Annotated in this window: 15 protein-coding genes; 8 read left to right on the forward strand and 7 right to left on the reverse strand. The window is 52.5% G+C overall.

Annotation, left to right across the window (positions count from 1 at the left end; translation table 11 throughout):
• Positions 1-10 precede the first annotated feature (10 nt).
• Together aceE and pdhR are read right to left on the reverse strand one after the other, a co-directional pair.
• A complete protein-coding gene (gene aceE / locus EHN07_RS00780) occupies positions 11-2,674 on the reverse strand; it encodes a pyruvate dehydrogenase (acetyl-transferring), homodimeric type (RefSeq protein ID WP_124022330.1) in 2,664 nt (887 codons plus the stop codon).
• Between the two features lie 149 nt (positions 2,675-2,823).
• Positions 2,824-3,588: a pyruvate dehydrogenase complex transcriptional repressor PdhR gene (gene pdhR / locus EHN07_RS00785; RefSeq protein ID WP_124022331.1), complete on the reverse strand. Its 765-nt coding sequence runs from the start codon at positions 3,586-3,588 to the stop codon at positions 2,824-2,826.
• 577 nt (positions 3,589-4,165) lie between these two features.
• Here pdhR and aroP point away from each other — a divergent pair.
• Positions 4,166-5,527 carry an aromatic amino acid transporter AroP gene (gene aroP / locus EHN07_RS00790; RefSeq protein WP_124022332.1) on the forward strand — a complete coding sequence of 454 codons (1,362 nt, stop codon included), beginning with the start codon at positions 4,166-4,168 and terminating at the stop codon, positions 5,525-5,527.
• A 67-nt stretch (positions 5,528-5,594) separates the two neighbouring features.
• On the opposite strand, the gene ampE is transcribed toward aroP, so the two are convergent.
• Positions 5,595-6,449 (reverse strand): beta-lactamase regulator AmpE, encoded by an 855-nt coding sequence (gene ampE / locus EHN07_RS00795; RefSeq protein WP_124022333.1) that lies wholly within the window; start codon positions 6,447-6,449, stop codon positions 5,595-5,597.
• Positions 6,446-7,009 carry a 1,6-anhydro-N-acetylmuramyl-L-alanine amidase AmpD gene (gene ampD, locus EHN07_RS00800; protein WP_124022334.1) on the reverse strand — a complete coding sequence of 188 codons (564 nt, stop codon included), beginning with the start codon at positions 7,007-7,009 and terminating at the stop codon, positions 6,446-6,448. Before ampD ends, ampE begins: the two co-directional genes overlap by 4 nt.
• Before the next feature lie 82 nt (positions 7,010-7,091).
• Here ampD and nadC point away from each other — a divergent pair, with 82 nt between their 5' ends.
• The 4 genes from nadC to hofC all read left to right on the forward strand — a co-directional run bounded on the left by nadC (position 7,092) and on the right by hofC (position 11,261).
• On the forward strand, positions 7,092-7,982 hold the full coding sequence (gene nadC / locus EHN07_RS00805) for a carboxylating nicotinate-nucleotide diphosphorylase (RefSeq protein WP_124022335.1): 891 nt from the start codon (positions 7,092-7,094) through the stop codon (positions 7,980-7,982).
• Positions 7,983-8,231: 249 nt separating this feature from the next.
• The gene (gene ppdD, locus EHN07_RS00810; RefSeq protein ID WP_124022336.1) at positions 8,232-8,681 is read left to right on the forward strand and encodes a prepilin peptidase-dependent pilin; all 450 of its coding nucleotides are present in this window, start codon (positions 8,232-8,234) and stop codon (positions 8,679-8,681) included.
• Between the two features lie 2 nt (positions 8,682-8,683).
• The gene (gene gspE / locus EHN07_RS00815; protein WP_124022337.1) at positions 8,684-10,063 is read left to right on the forward strand and encodes a type II secretion system protein GspE; all 1,380 of its coding nucleotides are present in this window, start codon (positions 8,684-8,686) and stop codon (positions 10,061-10,063) included.
• On the forward strand, positions 10,056-11,261 hold the full coding sequence (gene hofC / locus EHN07_RS00820; protein WP_124022338.1) for a protein transport protein HofC: 1,206 nt from the start codon (positions 10,056-10,058) through the stop codon (positions 11,259-11,261). Before gspE ends, hofC begins: the two co-directional genes overlap by 8 nt.
• Positions 11,262-11,461: 200 nt before the next feature.
• Here the strand turns inward: hofC and EHN07_RS00825 are convergent, their stop codons facing one another.
• Positions 11,462-12,505 carry a GMP reductase gene (locus tag EHN07_RS00825; RefSeq protein WP_124022339.1) on the reverse strand — a complete coding sequence of 348 codons (1,044 nt, stop codon included), beginning with the start codon at positions 12,503-12,505 and terminating at the stop codon, positions 11,462-11,464.
• A 275-nt stretch (positions 12,506-12,780) separates the two neighbouring features.
• Between EHN07_RS00825 and coaE the strand changes: the two genes are divergently transcribed.
• Genes coaE through yacG form a run of 3 tightly spaced genes read left to right on the forward strand, consistent with a single transcriptional unit; the run spans position 12,781 to position 14,351 of the window.
• Positions 12,781-13,401: a dephospho-CoA kinase gene (gene coaE / locus EHN07_RS00830; RefSeq protein WP_124022340.1), complete on the forward strand. Its 621-nt coding sequence runs from the start codon at positions 12,781-12,783 to the stop codon at positions 13,399-13,401.
• The gene (zapD, locus tag EHN07_RS00835; RefSeq protein ID WP_124022341.1) at positions 13,401-14,144 is read left to right on the forward strand and encodes a cell division protein ZapD; all 744 of its coding nucleotides are present in this window, start codon (positions 13,401-13,403) and stop codon (positions 14,142-14,144) included. The genes coaE and zapD overlap by 1 nt, the downstream gene beginning before the upstream one ends.
• 9 nt (positions 14,145-14,153) lie before the next feature.
• Entirely contained in the window at positions 14,154-14,351 is a 198-nt protein-coding gene (gene yacG / locus EHN07_RS00840) for a DNA gyrase inhibitor YacG (RefSeq protein WP_124022342.1), read from the forward strand.
• Here yacG and mutT read toward each other — a convergent pair.
• On the reverse strand, positions 14,348-14,737 hold the full coding sequence (gene mutT, locus EHN07_RS00845; RefSeq protein ID WP_124022343.1) for an 8-oxo-dGTP diphosphatase MutT: 390 nt from the start codon (positions 14,735-14,737) through the stop codon (positions 14,348-14,350). The genes yacG and mutT overlap by 4 nt on opposite strands.
• Positions 14,738-14,801: 64 nt before the next feature.
• Entirely contained in the window at positions 14,802-17,507 is a 2,706-nt protein-coding gene (secA, locus tag EHN07_RS00850; protein WP_124022344.1) for a preprotein translocase subunit SecA, read from the reverse strand.
• Positions 17,508-17,518 lie beyond the last annotated feature (11 nt).

Raw genomic sequence — 17,518 nt, forward strand, 5'->3', positions numbered from 1 at the left:
TCTTTACCTCTTATGCCAGACGCGGGTTGACTTTATCTGCATCGATATTGAATTTGGTGATAGCGTCTGCCACCACTTTCTTATCGATTTCGCCACGTTTAGCCAGTTCGCCAAGTGCTGCAACAACCACATAAGATGCGTCCACTTCGAAGTGGTGACGCAGGTTTTCGCGGCTGTCTGAACGACCGAAGCCATCAGTACCCAGTACACGGTAATCGCTTGCCGGGATGAAGTTACGGATCTGCTCAGCGAACAGTTTCATATAGTCAGTAGATGCCACGGCCGGTGCATCGCTCAGAATCTGAGCCACATACGGTACGCGCGGTTCCGCAGTTGGGTGCAGCATATTCCAGCGCTCACAATCCTGGCCATCACGCGCCAGTTCAGTGAAGGAAGTTACGCTGAACACATCAGAGCCAACGCCGTAATCTTTAGCCAGGATCTGTGCTGCGTCACGTACGTGACGCAGGATAGAACCGGAGCCCATCAGCTGAACTTTACCTTTGCTACCTGCAACTGTTTCCAGTTTGTAGATACCTTTACGGATGCCCTCTTCCGCGCCTTCTGGCATGGCTGGCATGTGGTAGTTTTCGTTCAGCGTGGTGATGTAGTAATAAATGTTCTCCTGCGCTTCACCGTACATACGCACCAGGCCGTCATGCATGATGACTGCAACTTCGTAAGCGTAAGCTGGATCGTAAGAGATACAGTTAGGGATAGTCAGCGACTGAATATGGCTGTGGCCATCTTCATGCTGCAGACCTTCACCGTTAAGCGTAGTACGACCGGAAGTCCCGCCGACCAGGAAGCCACGCGCCTGTTGGTCACCCGCCGCCCAGCACAGGTCGCCGATACGCTGGAAACCAAACATCGAGTAGTAGATGTAGAACGGGATCATTGGCAGATCGTTGGTGCTGTAAGAGGTCGCAGCAGCCAGCCAGGATGAACCTGCGCCCAGCTCGTTGATACCTTCCTGCAGGATCTGACCTTTCTCGTCTTCTTTATAGTATGCAACCTGCTCACGGTCCTGCGGGGTGTACTGCTGGCCGTTCGGGCTGTAAATACCAATCTGACGGAACAGACCTTCCATACCGAAAGTACGCGCTTCATCGGCAATGATTGGAACCAGACGGTCTTTGATAGACGGGTTCTTCAGCATTACGTTCAGGGCACGCACGAAAGCGATAGTGGTGGAGATTTCTTTGTTCTGCTCATCTAACAGAGAGCTGAAGTCTGCAAGTGTTGGCAGTTCCAGTTTCTCGGTGAATTTTGGCAGGCGAGTCGGCAGGTAGCCGTTCAGTTTTTCGCGCTGGCCGTGCAGATATTTGTACTCTTCACTGCCTTCTTCGAACTTGATGTAAGGCAGTTTTTCAATTTCAGCATCGGTCACCGGCACATTGAAACGGTCACGCACATAGCGCACGCCGTCCATGTTCATTTTCTTAACCTGGTGGGCGATGTTTTTACCTTCGGCAGTTTCACCCATGCCATAACCTTTAACGGTATGAGCCAGGATGACAGTTGCTTTGCCTTTGGTTTCCTGTGCATTTCTCAGCGCAGCGTAGATTTTCTTCGGATCGTGGCCGCCACGGTTCAGCGCCCAAATCTCATCGTCGGACATATCTTTAACCAGTGCGGCAGTTTCTGGATAACGACCGAAGAAGTGCTCACGAACGTAGGCACCGTTTTTAGATTTGAAGGTCTGGTAGTCGCCGTCAACGGTTTCGCCCATCAGCTGCAGCAGCTTGCCGCTGGTGTCTTTACGCAGCAGCTCGTCCCAACGAGAACCCCAAATCACTTTGATCACGTTCCAGCCGGCGCCCGCGAAGATGCCCTCCAGTTCATTAATGATTTTGCCGTTACCGGTTACTGGGCCATCAAGACGCTGCAAGTTACAGTTAATGATGAAGCACAGGTTGTCCAGCTTTTCACGGGTAGCGATAGTGATCGCACCTTTGGATTCTGGCTCATCCATCTCACCATCGCCCAGGAACGCGTAAACGCGCTGTGCGGAGGTGTCTTTCAGGCCGCGGTGTTCCAGGTATTTCTGGAATTTAGCCTGATAGATTGCACCGATTGGACCCAGACCCATAGAGACGGTCGGGAACTGCCAGAATTCAGGCATCAGTTTCGGGTGCGGATAAGAGGAGAGACCATTACCGTGAACTTCCTGACGGAAATTGTTCATCTGCTCTTCGGTCAGGCGGCCTTCAAGGAAAGCACGTGCGTAAACGCCTGGGGAGATGTGGCCCTGGAAGTACACCAGATCGCCGCCGTCTTTCGCATTGCGCGCGCGGAAGAAGTGGTTGAAACACACGTCATACACGGTTGCAGAAGACTGGAAAGAGGACATATGGCCGCCCAGATCGAGGTCTTTTTTAGACGCACGCAGCACGGTCATAATGGCGTTCCAACGGATAGCAGAACGAATACGGCGTTCCAGCTCCAGATTCCCCGGGTATTCCGGCTCATCTTCAACGGCGATGGAGTTTACGTACTGGCGGGCAGCAGAACCTTCTGCAACTTTTACTCCACCTTTACGGGCTTCGCTCAGTAACTGGTCGATCAGGTACTGGGCGCGCTCAACACCTTCTTCACGGATGACCGATTCGATCGCCTGTTGCCAGTCGCGAGTTTCGATCGGATCCACGTCATTTGGGAAACGTTCTGACATGGGTGGTATTCCTTATCTGTGTCTAATACGTTGATTATCTGGAACCTGTCCCATTGTGCTTTCCTTGAAAAAACACAATAAGACAGGTTCTGCGTTTAGTTGCCGCGCTCTAAAAATTGGCGCTTTTGAGAACCTGAAAGTTCAGGCTCTTATTCCTTACGTTGCTGTAAGCGCCGCAGAGAACGTTCCCGGCGGCTCTGTTCGCGGCTGCGATCCAGCAATATTTCTTCGATAAATGCCAGGTGACGGTGCGACGCTTCGCGCGCCTGCTCCGGCTCCCGTGCCATAATCGCCGCAAAAATGCTGGCGCGATGGCTGCTCACTTGCGCCAGCATTTCACGGCGCGCGTAGAGCAATTCAAAATTCTGACGAACGTTTTGTTCGAGCATCGGTGACATGCAGCGCAGTAAGTGTAGTAGCACTACGTTGTGGGCGGCTTCCGTTACGGCGATTTGATACTGCATAACCGCGTCAGATTCAGCATCCAGGTCGCCGCTCTCTTGCGCTTGTTCAATGGCCAGATGGCAGTCGCCAATACGTTTGAGATCTTCGTCGGTACCACGCAATGCCGCGTAATAGGCCGCGATACCTTCAAGTGCGTGGCGGGTTTCGAGCAGATCAAACTGGGATTCAGGATGGTCAGACAGCAGTTCGACCAGCGGGTCGCTTAAACTTTGCCAAAGACTGTTCTGGACAAAAGTACCGCCGCCCTGACGACGAAGCAGCAGTCCCTTCGCTTCGAGACGCTGAATGGCCTCGCGCAGTGAAGGACGAGAAACGTCGAACTGTTTCGCCAATTCGCGCTCTGGTGGGAGTTTTTCGCCGGGACGCAAGGTTCCCTCGAGGATCAGAAACTCCAACTGCTGCTCAATCACATCGGATAGTTTTGGCTGGCGGATTTTGCTGTAGGCCATGTGTTCCCTGTCTCTGCCATTAGCGCTGATGCCCATCAGATCTCTATTTTTCAGGGCAGTCAATTGGTATGACCAATTTCACATTCTTGACGCTAAAGTAACAAAGTATTCACCTTCTGTCCATATTGGTTTTGATTGAAATCATTAAAACCGGCACATTTTAACAACATTACAGAAATGACGTTTCAAAACTGCAACCTTGAACAAATGTTACATTTACCCTTTAGCAGCGGCATTTAACCTTTACGAAACAGTAAAAACTGCCTTTTTTCGCAATCTGAACCGATTCACCTGAGCAAAATACGCATATTCATTCACAGGAGACGCTTACATTGCATCAAGAGCCTCTGCAATCAATAACGTGATCGATCTGACGATTGATTTCTTTTTATTCAACTCGTCGCGACAGGCTTAGAAAGCAGGTGCAAACGCTGGCGCTTACCACTATTCTTTGCGTTGCGGAAGTCTGGTTTGCAAAATACTGGAATTAAAAACCGTAAAATAAAGACTACACATTACGGAATCACAAACTTACAGAGGTGCAATCAGCACCCTGAAAATAACCATACGAGGTTAAATGATGGAACAAGGCGACACGCTGAAACGCGGCCTTAAAAACCGCCATATCCAGCTTATCGCGCTGGGTGGAGCAATTGGGACAGGCCTGTTTCTGGGCAGTGCGTCTGTTATCCAGTCCGCCGGACCGGGAATTATTCTCGGTTACGCGATTGCCGGCTTTATTGCCTTCCTGATCATGCGTCAGCTGGGTGAGATGGTCGTTGAAGAACCTGTAGCAGGTTCATTTAGCCACTTTGCCTACAAATACTGGGGCGGTTTCGCCGGTTTCGCCTCTGGCTGGAACTACTGGGTGCTGTATGTATTAGTTGCCATGGCAGAACTGACGGCGGTCGGCAAATATATTCAGTTCTGGTACCCGGAGATCCCAACCTGGGCCTCCGCTGCGGTCTTCTTCGTCGTGATCAACGCCATTAACCTCACTAACGTCAAAGTATTTGGTGAAATGGAGTTCTGGTTCGCCATTATTAAAGTCATCGCCGTTGTGGCCATGATTGTGTTTGGTGCCTGGTTGCTGTTTGGCGGCCATGCTGGCCCACAAGCGACCGTGCGTAACCTTTGGGAACAAGGCGGGTTCTTGCCACATGGCTGGACCGGGCTGGTAATGATGATGGCCATCATTATGTTCTCCTTTGGTGGGCTGGAGCTGGTGGGGATTACTGCGGCTGAAGCCGATAACCCACAGGTCAGCATTCCAAAAGCCACCAACCAGGTGATTTACCGTATTCTGATTTTCTATGTGGGTTCCCTGGCCGTGCTGCTGTCTCTGATGCCGTGGACGCGCGTTACTGCGGATACCAGCCCGTTCGTACTGATCTTCCACGAACTGGGCGATACTTTCGTTGCCAATGCGCTGAACGTTGTGGTACTGACCGCCGCACTTTCTGTTTATAACAGCTGCGTTTACTGCAACAGCCGTATGCTGTTTGGCCTGGCCCAGCAAGGCAACGCGCCGAAAGCGCTGCAGAAAGTCGATAAGCGTGGCGTGCCGGTTAATACCATTATGGTATCTGCGCTGTTCACAGCACTGTGTGTTTTGATCAACTACCTGGCACCAGCAGAAGCATTCGGCCTGCTGATGGCGCTGGTGGTATCAGCTCTGGTTATCAACTGGGCAATGATTAGCCTTGCGCACATAAAATTCCGCCGCGCGAAACAGCAGCAGGGCGTGAAAACCCGCTTCCCTGCCCTGTTCTACCCGCTGGGTAACTATGTCTGCCTGCTATTTATGGCTGCGGTACTGGTCATCATGGCGATCACCCCGGGTATGGCGATCTCCGTATGGCTGATCCCTGTATGGGTGGTAATTCTCGGCATTGGTTATTTCATTAAACAGAAGAACCTGAAAACCGTTAAAGCATAAAGGTTATTTCAGTCAGAAAGCGCCCCGCTGAGCAACCACTCGCCGGGGCGCTTTGTTAAATTCAGACTTAAACCAGAGTGCCGTAAATAGTCAGTAGCGCCACCGCCACTAAAACCACCAGTGCGCTTTTCTTTGCCATCGACACCGCAGCTTTTGGGGTTTTTATCTTATCGAGATGCGGTTCTCTTGCCAGCGAATACTGGGCCAGTTGAGTCAGCACCTGATACTGCGACGTATGGCGATCGGCAAGTGAAGCAAACCACGCAGGAAGCGCCCTTTCACCGTGCCCCAGCAGGGCATAGACCACGCCGAACAGACGCACCGGCACCCAGTCCAGCACATGCAAAATGGCATCAATACCGGAGTGTAAACGCTCTTGCACAGAGTGATGACGCGCAAGCCACGTCTGCCAGGCTCGCAGGAAAGCATAGCCCGCAAGCGTGACCGGCCCCCAGGTACCGCCGACGATAAACCAGAAAAGCGGTGCCAGATAAAAACGGAAGTTAATCCATAGCAGCGCATTTTGCAGCTCTTTCAGATACTCGCGCTCATCGCAATCTGGCGGCACCCCGTGGATAAGCGTCAGTTCACTCGCCATCGCATCACGCGCGTGGCTATCCCCGTGGCTCGCCGCCTGCAAATAGGCATGATAATGCAGACGAACCGGACCCGCTCCGATGCACAATACCCCGAGGGCAATCCAGAACACCAGCAGCGGCACATTGAAGAACAACCCCTGCAATGCGCGAATACAGAGGAACACCACCAGCATACACAGGGCGGTCATCAGGATAGTGCGTAACCATGAAAAGCTGTTGATCCGCCTAAAGAGTGCTTCCAGACGGTGATCCAACTGCCAGTGCTCGCCCAGCTTAAACAGCCGCTCCCAAACCATCACCAGCAATAATGTAAACAGCGTCATTCCCTCTCCTTATTTGACATAACCTCTACTAAGTGGCGAAAACGCGGCCAGTCGAATGCAGGGCCGGGGTCAGTTTTACGCTCCGGGGCAATATCACAATGTCCCGCTATATGGTCTGCTATGGCCGGATAAATATCGATCAGTCGGGCGGTAATCGCCGTAAGTTGTTGATATTGAACATCACTATAGGGCAGCATATCGGTGCCCTCCAGCTCAATCCCGATGGAAAAATCATTGCAGCGCTCGCGCCCCTGGTAGAGAGAAATCCCGGCATGCCAGGCGCGTTTATCGAAAGGAACATACTGAACGATTTCACCATCGCGGCGAATCAGACAATGTGCCGAAACACGCAAATGTGCGATATCCGCAAAGTACGGGTGAGCAGCTGGATCCAGCGTTCCGCTAAATAATGCGTCAATCCACGGCCCGCCAAATTCACCGGGCGGCAAACTGATGTTATGCACCACCAGCAGCGAAGGGGTTTCCTCCTCCGGGCGACAATCGAAATGTGGCGAAGGGAGATGTTTAATCCCCACCAGCCAGCCGTTTTTTAGCTGCATCCGCGCTCTCCTTAGAGTGGTACTTGAGGTCGCATCAATGTAGCATGTTTCGATATTAACTAAGCCATTTCGGAGTTTTATCATGCCACCTCGCCGCTATAACCCAGACCGCCGACGTGACGAGCTTCTCGAACGCATTAACCTTGATATTCCTGAAGCTGTTTCCCAGGCTTTACGCGAAGATCTTGGCGGTGACGTCGACCCCAATAACGATATCACCGCGCAGCTGCTGGATGCAGATCATCGTTCCCATGCCGTGGTGATCACCCGTGAAGACGGCGTGTTCTGCGGTAAACGCTGGGTTGAAGAGGTATTTATCCAGCTTGGTGGAGAGGTGCAAGTCAGCTGGCATGTGGAAGATGGCCAGAGCGTGGTTGCCAACCAGCCGCTGTTCGAACTGGCCGGGCTTTCCCGCGTGCTGTTAACCGGTGAACGTACCGCGCTTAACTTTGTACAAACGCTGTCCGGCGTTGCCAGCGAAGTGCGCACTTACGTTAACCTGCTGGACGGCACCAATACGCAACTGCTTGATACCCGTAAAACTCTGCCGGGCCTGCGCACGGCGTTGAAATACGCGGTATTGTGCGGTGGCGGCAGCAACCACCGCTTAGGCCTGTCTGACGCATTTTTAATTAAGGAAAATCACATCATCTCTTCTGGCTCAATTCGCCAGGCGGTGGAAAAAGCTTTCTGGCTCCACCCGGATGTGCCCGTTGAAGTGGAAGTTGAGTCGCTTGCAGAGCTGGAGCAGGCTTTGCATGCCGGCGCTGACATCATCATGCTCGATAACTTCAACGTTGAAGAGATGCGTCAGGCTGTAGCGTTAACCAACGGTCAGGCGCGTCTGGAAGTTTCCGGAAACGTCACCAAAGAAACCATCCGTGAATTTGCTCAAACGGGCGTCGACTTTATCTCGGTCGGCGCACTGACCAAGCATGTGCGCGCACTCGATCTCTCCATGCGTTTCCGCTAATTCCAGCCGGGCAGATGAGGTAAAACACATCTGCGATGGCTGACATTGCTGAGACAGAAGGAAAAAGGTGGTTTTTCCTTCTGTCTGGCGACGTCCTTTTGCTTGTCACTACGTCACGCCGCGCAATTTTATTGCAGCATCTGCAAGCCATAAAAATATCCCGGAACGCAGATTCCCAATGCTTTTATTCACCCTCGCCTGAAAAATTGCAACGGTGCAAAGTGCCGCTATCTCACTCAGGAGCGGCATATGAGCAAACAACGGGGATTCACCCTTATTGAGCTGATGGTGGTTATTGGCATTATTTCGATTCTTAGCGCCATCGGCATTCCCACCTACCAAAACTACCTGCGCAAAGCGGCCCTCACCGACATGCTACAAACGTTCCTCCCCTATCGCACCGCTACAGAACTGTGCGCTATTGAGCGCGGTGGAATTAACGCATGCGATGCGGGCAGCAACAGTATTCCTGCGCCAAAAACCAGCCGCTATGTTAGCGGAATCAGCGTTGAAAAAGGCGTCATTACGCTGACAGGGCAAGAAAGCCTGAACGGGCTTACCGTTTCTCTGACTCCGCGCTGGAGCGATACGCAAGGCGTCGAAGGCTGGTCGCGAAACTGTGCCGCCGCCAATAACAGCGCGCTGCAACAAACATGCGAGGAAGTTTTCCGCTTTGATAATCAACCCGCGGGGAACTAATCATGGCAAATCAGCAAATTCTCGCATTGTGTAACCAGTATCAGGCGCTATTGCTTTCCGACACGCCAACGCCACATATCGCTATTGCACCCAACCCCCCTGCACAATTTTTTGAAGCGCTGCGCTTTATCTATGATAAGCCCGTCAATATTGAATACTGGCCAGCAGAACAGCTGGAAAAAGCGCGTCACTCACGGCTGCCGAGTGGTACAGATGAACCACCGGTGAATACCGCACCGGTGGTGCAACTGCTGCAAGAAATGCTCCATAAAGCGATGCAGCTACGGGCATCTGATATTCACTTTGAGCCGGTAGAACAAGGGTATCAAATACGTTTTCGGATCGACGGCGTGCTGCAACGGCAACCGCTGCTGCCACTCCATCTGGCCGCACCGTTAACCGCGCGGCTAAAAGTTTTAGCTAATCTGGATATTGCCGAGCGCCGCCTCCCGCAGGATGGCCAAATGGCGGTCGAAATTGAACGCCATAAGTGTTCCTTTCGCATCGCGACGCTGCCGGTGTATCACGGTGAAAAAGTGGTCTTACGCTTGATGACACAGGCAGAGCAAACTTTTGAACTCTCTGAATTAGGCATGCCTCCTGAGGAGTGCACCCGTTTTCGCAGCGCCCTGGCTAATCCACAGGGCATGATCCTGGTCACCGGCCCTACAGGTAGCGGCAAAACAATCACGCTGTACAGCGCGCTAAAAATACTTAATAAAGTTTCAACCAATCTCTGCAGCGTTGAAGATCCGATAGAAATCCCGATGCGCGGCCTTAACCAAACGCAAATTAATCTGAAAGCGGGGCTGAGCTTTCAAAGTGTGCTGCGCGCTTTACTGCGCCAGGACCCGGATATCATCATGGTGGGGGAAATCCGCGATGGTGAGACGGCAGAAATAGCCATTAAAGCCGCGCAGACAGGGCACCTGGTCCTTTCAACACTCCACACCAATTCCACGGCTGAGACGGTTATCCGCCTCGAACATATGGGCGTCGAGCGCTGGATGCTGGCCTCTGCGCTAAAGATGGTGGTGGCGCAGCGCCTGGTGCGTAAGCTCTGCCCGTACTGTAAACAACAACAGCCTGATGACATCACTCTTCCCGCCACGCTTTGGGGCGCACCTTTGCCACGCTGGCGAGCAGTGGGCTGTGAACGCTGTTACGGCGGCTTCTACGGGCGTCACGCATTATTTGAAATTATGCTGATTGATCCTGCGCTGCAAACGGCAGTTATCAGCGGGATGCCAGCCCATGACATCGAAAAGCTGGCGCGTCACCAGGGCATGATGACGCTTTTTGAATGCGGCTGTCAGGCTGTGGAACAAGGCCTGACCACACTCGAAGAGCTGTACCGGGTGCTTGGCGTGCCCCATGACTAAATTTGTACTCTGGCGCTGGAAAGCGGTCGACAGGCATGGGCAGATACAACAAGGAGCGCTGCTGGGGGATGATGCGGCATCGGTCAGCGATCGATTGTTTCATAGCGACCTGCAGCTTTTACAGCTGCGAAGATCGTCCCATCCCCGGCGAGGCTGCTGGCACATTCAGCAAAAAATCCAGGTGTTCCGTCAGCTAGCCACGTTGCTGCAGGCAGGAATTTCCTTATCCGATGGGTTATTGCTTATCGCCCGGCAACACCCCTTTCGGGAATGGCAGGCATTACTGACGGAGATTGAGCAACAGGTTTCAAACGGCATCCCCTTCTCCAGCGCGTTACAGCAGTGGCCAGCCATATTCCCTCCCCTGTTTATTGCGCTGATCCATATTGGTGAGCTAACGGGAAAGCTGGACGAGTGCTGTAAAAAGCTGGCTGAACAACAAGAGAAACTCTATCAATTGCGCAAAAAGGTGATGAAGGCCCTGCGCTACCCGCTGTTTATTGTCGCCGTCGCGCTACTGGTTACCATTGGGATGATGAGTTTCGTGCTGCCGGAATTTGCCAGTATCTACCGCTCTTTTAATGCCCCCTTACCCGCAATTACCGTGGCAATCATGGCGGTTTCACACTGGGTGACGACACAAGGGCCCGGGTGGCTGCTGGCCGCTACGGCACTCGCCTTCATTGGCTATTTTTTGCGGCAAAGAAACCCCCACTGGCAGGAGTACCAACAAAATCTGATGCTGCGAACGCCATTGGTTGGGCCGCTGTGGCGCGGGCAAATTCTCAGCCAGATTTACACTACGCTGTCCCTTTCCCAGCAGGCAGGTATTCCCTTGCTACAGGGACTTGAGGCGGTTGAGGCTACTGTATCCCAGCGATTGTGGCAGAAAGTTATTTTGCAAATCAGCGCCCAAGTGGCTCAAGGGATACCGCTCTGGCAGTCGCTTTCTGAGAGCGGGCGTTTCACACCGCTATGCAGCCAGCTGGTACGTATTGGGGAGGAGTCAGGCGCTTTAGATTTGATGCTGGAGAAACTGGCAGGCTGGCATCATAACAATACCGAAGAGCAGGCAGACAACCTTGCCGCGGCTCTGGAGCCGGTGATGATGTTAGCGGTGGGAATCATTATTGGCACGCTGGTGATTGCGCTGTATCTGCCTATTTTCCAGCTAGGGGAGGCGATGAGCGCAGGATGATAGCAGCTCAGCAATCAATACCGAAAAGCAGGCAGTCAACCTTGCCGCGGCTCTGGAGCCGGTGATGATGTTAGCGGTGAGAATAATTATTGGCACGCTGGCGATTGCGCTGTATCTGCCTGTTTTCCAGCCAGGAGAGGCGATGAGCGCAGGATGATAGCGGCGCAGCAATCAATGCCGCGCCGTATGGCGCTGATAGCTTAGAGGCTATTGAAAACGCGGTTTTCCTGCTCATTCACTCGAATAAAGGTAGTACGTTTGGTCAACTCTTTCAGGCGAGAAGCGCCAACGTAGGTACATGCAGAACGCAGGCCGCCCATAATATCACGAGCCGTGTTTTCAACCGGGCCACGCAGCGGCAGCTTAACGGTTTTGCCTTCTGCTGCACGGTATTGTGCAACGCCGCCCACGTGGCGAGTCATCGCAGATTCGGAACTCATACCGTAGAACAGCATGAATTTCTCACCGTTTTCTTCAACAAGGGTGCCACCGCTTTCGTCATGACCCGCCAGCATACCGCCCAGCATCACGAAGTCTGCGCCGCCGCCGAATGCTTTAGCCACATCGCCCGGCATAGTGCAGCCGCCGTCGCTAACGATCTGGCCGCCAAGTCCATGGGCTGCATCAGCACATTCAATCACCGCAGAAAGCTGTGGATAACCCACGCCGGTTTTGACGCGCGTCGTACAAACAGAACCAGGACCAATACCCACTTTAACGATGTCAGCGCCAGAGAGGATCAGCTCTTCGCACATCTCACCGGTCACCACGTTACCGGCACAGATAACTTTATCCGGCCAGGCTTCACGCGCTTTAGAGACAAACTGCGTGAAGTGCTCGGAGTAGCCGTTAGCCACATCGATACAGATGAATTTCAGTGCGGGATTCAGCGTGAGGATCTGTTTGGTTTTCTGGAAATCAGCATCTGATGTCCCCGTTGAAACCATAACGAACTTCAGAACGTCGTCTGCAACAGAGTTGACAAAGTTGCGCCACTCTTCTACAGAGTAGTGCTTGTGAACGGCGGTGAGGATATCAAACGAGGCCAGCGCCTGGGCCATACCGAATGTACCAACGGTGTCCATGTTAGCCGCAATGATCGGAACACCTGACCATGCAATACCGGAGTGTTTGAAAGTGAACTGGCGTTCGAGCTCTACGTCAGAGCGGCTTTTCAGCGTGGAACGTTTCGGGCGGATAAGAACGTCTTTAAAACCTAACTTCAAATCTTCTTCAATACGCATGTTACAGATTCCTGGGTCGAATGGCGATGGACGCGTGAACGCAATCGGCGATACAACTACCAATTCCAGTGACGTTATCATACGCACTATTAATGGCTCCGCAAGACTGCGAAAACACTCTTTTTTGCGCTACAATCGTTAGAATTTACCTGAGTAACAGGAAACCGCTAAACGGGCCTGCTCTTTGCCCGTACCACAGCAGGTTTCTGGTTTTCTTTGCATACCAATACGTTGGCTATCTCTTTGATGAGCGTAGATTTAGGGTCCGGTTTTTTATGGTTTACACGGTGGCGTTAACAGGTGGGATTGGCAGCGGCAAAACGACTGTCGCCGAGGGGTTTTCCCGCTCAGGTATTACCGTTATCGATGCTGACGTCATTGCACGTCGGGTTGTTGAACCAGGACAACCCGCTCTGGGCATCATTTGTAACCATTTTGGTGATGAAATCCTGCTTCAGGATGGCACACTTAATCGCCGGGCTTTGCGCGAGAAGATCTTTTCTTCGTCCACAGAGAAACAATGGCTCAATGCGCTGTTGCATCCACTCATCCACCAGCAAACCCAGGCTGAAATCAATCGGGCCCTTTCTCCTTATGTTTTGTGGGTTGTTCCTTTGCTAATTGAGAACCACCTGCAACACAAGGCCGATCGCGTTCTGGTTGTTGATGTCTCGCCAGAAGTGCAAATCGCACGTACTATGGCGCGCGATAAAGTCAGTCGCCAGCATGTGCAACAAATTCTCGCGGCACAGGCGACACGCGAGGCGCGCCTGAGCGCTGCCGATGATGTAATAAATAATGATGGTGACACCGCACAGGTGGCCGCACATGTTGACCGTCTGCATCGCCAGTATCTGAAACTGGCGAGCCAGGCCGCACAGCAGGATAACGAATAATGAGCACCCAGATACTTTTTGAGCACCCACTAAATGAAAAAATGCGTACCTGGCTGCGTATCGAATTCTTAATTCAACAACTCGAAAGTTCATTACCGGTAGATGACACCTCCAAAGCGCTGCACTTCTTCCGTAACGTTGGCGATCTGCTCGACGTTTTTGAACGCGGCGAAATTCGTACCGATATTCTCAAAGAGCTGGAGCGCCAACAGCGTAAACTGTTGAACTGGGCCGAAGTTCCGGGCGTTGATATGCAGCTCATTGATTCACTGCGCAGCCAGTTAAAAGAACGCGGCACCGTCTTAATGGCCGCTCCGCGTCTGGGGCAGGCGTTACGTGAAGATCGTCTGATAGCCCTGGTTCGCCAGCGTCTTAGTATTCCTGGCGGCTGCTGCAGTTTCGATTTGCCAACCTTGCATATCTGGCTCTACTCGCCACAGGCTCAGCGCGATACCCAGATTAATCACTGGCTGGCAACGTTACAGCCGCTGAAGCACGCCTTAGAGCAGATTCTGGACATTATTCGTAATTCAGCGCCCTTCCGTAAGCAAACCAGCCTGAACGGTTTTTATCAGGACAACGGCGATGATGCCGATCTGCTGCGTTTGCAGTTGGATCTTTGCACTCAGCTTTATCCGCAGGTTTCGGGCCATAAAAGCCGTTTTGCCATCCGTTTCCTACCGCTTGATAGCGAGAATGGCCTTATTCCTGAGCGTCTAGATTTCGAGCTGGCATGCTGTTAAGGAGCCACAGTGTCTGAACCAACAAAAGTAAACTGCCCGGGCTGCGGCAAAATTGTGGTCTGGAATGAAACCAGCACGTACCGCCCCTTTTGCAGCAAACGCTGCCAGCTGATTGATTTAGGTGAATGGGCCGCCGAGGAAAAACGCATTCCAAGCAGCGGCGACCTGTCTGAAAGCGACAGCTGGAGCGAAGAAGACCTGCGTTAACTCTGCTGTAATCTACTGATAACCGGTTCATTAGCTGGTGGGAAATCTGCTGCCACCAGCGCCTTCTGCGCGATCCACCGGCCCGGCTGCCCCTCTTTCCCCCACGGCTCACCTTCCCAGCCTTCCACCATAAAGAACCACAGCGTGATGTGCCTGTCCGGGAACTGGTAAGCCAGCTTCTCAAATAGCGTAAATTCCGTCGCGGTAATCCCCGTTTCCTCCTCCAGCTCGCGAACCAGTGCCTGCTCTGGCGTCTCACCGGCTTCTATTTTGCCACCGGGAAACTCGAGTTTATTCGCCATATGGGCATCGGATGCACGTTGGGTAATAAATATCTCACCCTGTGGATTACGGATAATACCGACGGCGATTTGTAGTTGTTTCATTTTTGTGCAGATACTCCATAGAAAAAAGGCGCAGCAAGCTGCGCCTTCATCGACAATTAAGTGTTTAGCTTAAACGGCCATGACACTGTTTGTATTTTTTACCGGAACCACATGGGCATGGGTCGTTACGGCCCACTTTGCGTTCACCGGTTTCTGCGGCCAGTGCCTCAGCGGCAAGGGTATCGTCATCCTGGTGGCTCAGCTGTTGCATCTGTGCTAAACGCTCAGCTTCTTCGCGACGCTGCTGCTCCATTGCCTCGACTTCTTCAGGCATACGAACCTGTACTTTGCTCAACGTGCTGATCACTTCATATTTCAGCGCTTCAAGCATGGATGCGAACATCGCAAAAGACTCGCGCTTGTACTCCTGCTTGGGATCTTTCTGCGCATAACCACGCAAGTGGATGCCCTGGCGCAGGTAATCCATTGCCGCAAGGTGCTCTTTCCACAGTGAATCCAGAGTCTGCAGCATGACGCCTTTTTCGAAATGACGCATCATCTCCACGCCAACCACTTCTTCTTTACGCTGATACACTTCGATGGAGTTTTGCAAAATACGCTCGCGCAGCGTCTCTTCGTGCAGTTCAGGCTCTTTATCCAGCCACTCTTTAATTGGCAGTTCAAGATCGAAGTCATTTTTCAGGCGCTCTTGCAGGCCTTCAACATCCCACATCTCTTCCAGCGATTGCGGTGGAATGTGCGCGTCGATAGTCACTTTAAAGACATCTTCGCGGATGCTGTTAATGGTTTCGCTCACGTCGCTGACATCCAACAATTCGTTACGCTGGCTGTAGATCGCGCGACGCTGGTCGTTCGCTACATCATCATATTCCAGCAGCTGTTTACGGATATCGAAGTTACGGCTTTCAACTTTACGCTGTGCGTTAGCAATAGCCTTGGTGACCCATGGGTGTTCAATCGCTTCACCCGGCTTCATACCAAGCTTACGCATCATGCCGGAAACGCGGTCCGATGCAAAAATACGCATCAGGGAATCTTCCATCGAGAGGTAGAAGCGTGAGGAACCCGCATCGCCCTGACGGCCAGAACGGCCGCGCAGCTGGTTATCGATACGGCGAGATTCGTGGCGTTCAGTACCGATAATATGCAGACCACCAGACGCCAGCACCGCATCATGGCGAACCTGCCAGTCCGCTTTAATTTGTGCAATTTGCTCAGGCGTTGGGTTCTCAAGCTCGGCAACTTCTGCCTGCCAGCTACCACCCAATACAATATCAGTACCACGGCCGGCCATGTTAGTCGCAATGGTCACGGCAGCCGGGTAACCCGCCTGGGCAACAATGCCGGCTTCGTTGGCATGGAATTTGGCGTTCAGCACGTTGTGCTTGATACCCGCTTTGGTCAACTCCGCAGACACCACTTCCGATTTCTCAATGGAAATGGTCCCCACCAGCACCGGCTGACCGTTGATGGTACGTTCTTTAATGTCTTCGATAATGGCAGCAATCTTGTCTGCTTCGGTCATGTAGACCAAATCAGGCATATCCTTACGGATCATCGGGCGGTTAGTTGGCACCACGATGGTATCGAGCTTGTAGATAGAGCTAAATTCGAAGGCTTCGGTATCCGCCGTCCCCGTCATACCCGCCAGTTTTTCATACAGGCGGAAGTAGTTCTGGAAGGTGATGGAGGCCAGCGTCTGGTTCTCATTCTGAATATCAACGCCTTCTTTTGCCTCTACCGCCTGGTGCAGACCATCTGACCAGCGACGGCCCTGCATCGTACGGCCGGTGTGTTCATCAACGATGATCACTTCGCCATCTTTCACGATGTAATCCACGTCACGGGTGAACAGCACATGCGCACGCAGCGCAGCCGTTACGTGGTGCATCAGCATAATATTAGCTGGGGAGTACAATGACTCGCCCTCTTCCATCATACCTTCACGCACCAGAAGTTCTTCAACCAGCACCAGACCGCGTTCGGTAATGTTTACCTGACGCGATTTTTCATCCACGGAGAAGTGGCCTTCGCCCTGGAAAGTATCGGAGTCTTCTTTTTCCTGACGGATAAGGCTTGGGATGATTGTATTTACTTTTCTGTACAGCTCAGAGCTATCTTCAGCAGGGCCCGAGATGATCAGCGGGGTACGCGCTTCATCGATCAGAATTGAGTCAACCTCATCCACCAGCGCGTAGTGCAGCTTACGCTGAACGCGTTCTTCAGGGCTGAACGCCATGTTGTCACGCAGGTAGTCAAAACCGTATTCGTTGTTGGTGCCGTAAGTGATGTCAGCCGCATACGCTTCGCGTTTTGCCGGCGCGGGCATGTTTGGCAGGTTGATGCCAACGCTCAGGCCCAGGTATTCGAACAGCGGACGGTTATTTTCCGCATCGCGCTGCGCCAGATAGTCGTTCACGGTAACCACGTGAACGCCGCGGCCGCTTAATGCGTTCAGATACGCAGGCAGTGTTGCGGTCAGCGTTTTACCTTCACCGGTACGCATTTCTGCGATACAGCGATCGTTAAGCACCATGCCGCCCAGCAGCTGCACGTCAAAGTGACGCATCCCGAATACGCGCTTACTCGCTTCACGCACCACGGCGAAAGCTTCTGGGATCAGACTTTCCAGCACTTCGCCTTTTGCAAGACGCGCGCGGAACTCACCGGTTTTGGCTTTTAATTCATCGTCGGAAAGCTTTTCGATTTCCGGTTCCATGCTGTTGATAAGATTAACAACTTTACGCATACGACGCAGAGTACGGTCATTACGGCTACCGAAAACTTTAGTTAATAATTTGATTAGCATAATAAATTCTC

It is taken from the genome of Buttiauxella warmboldiae (assembly GCF_003818135.1).
Classification (GTDB): Bacteria; Pseudomonadota; Gammaproteobacteria; order Enterobacterales; family Enterobacteriaceae; genus Buttiauxella; species Buttiauxella warmboldiae.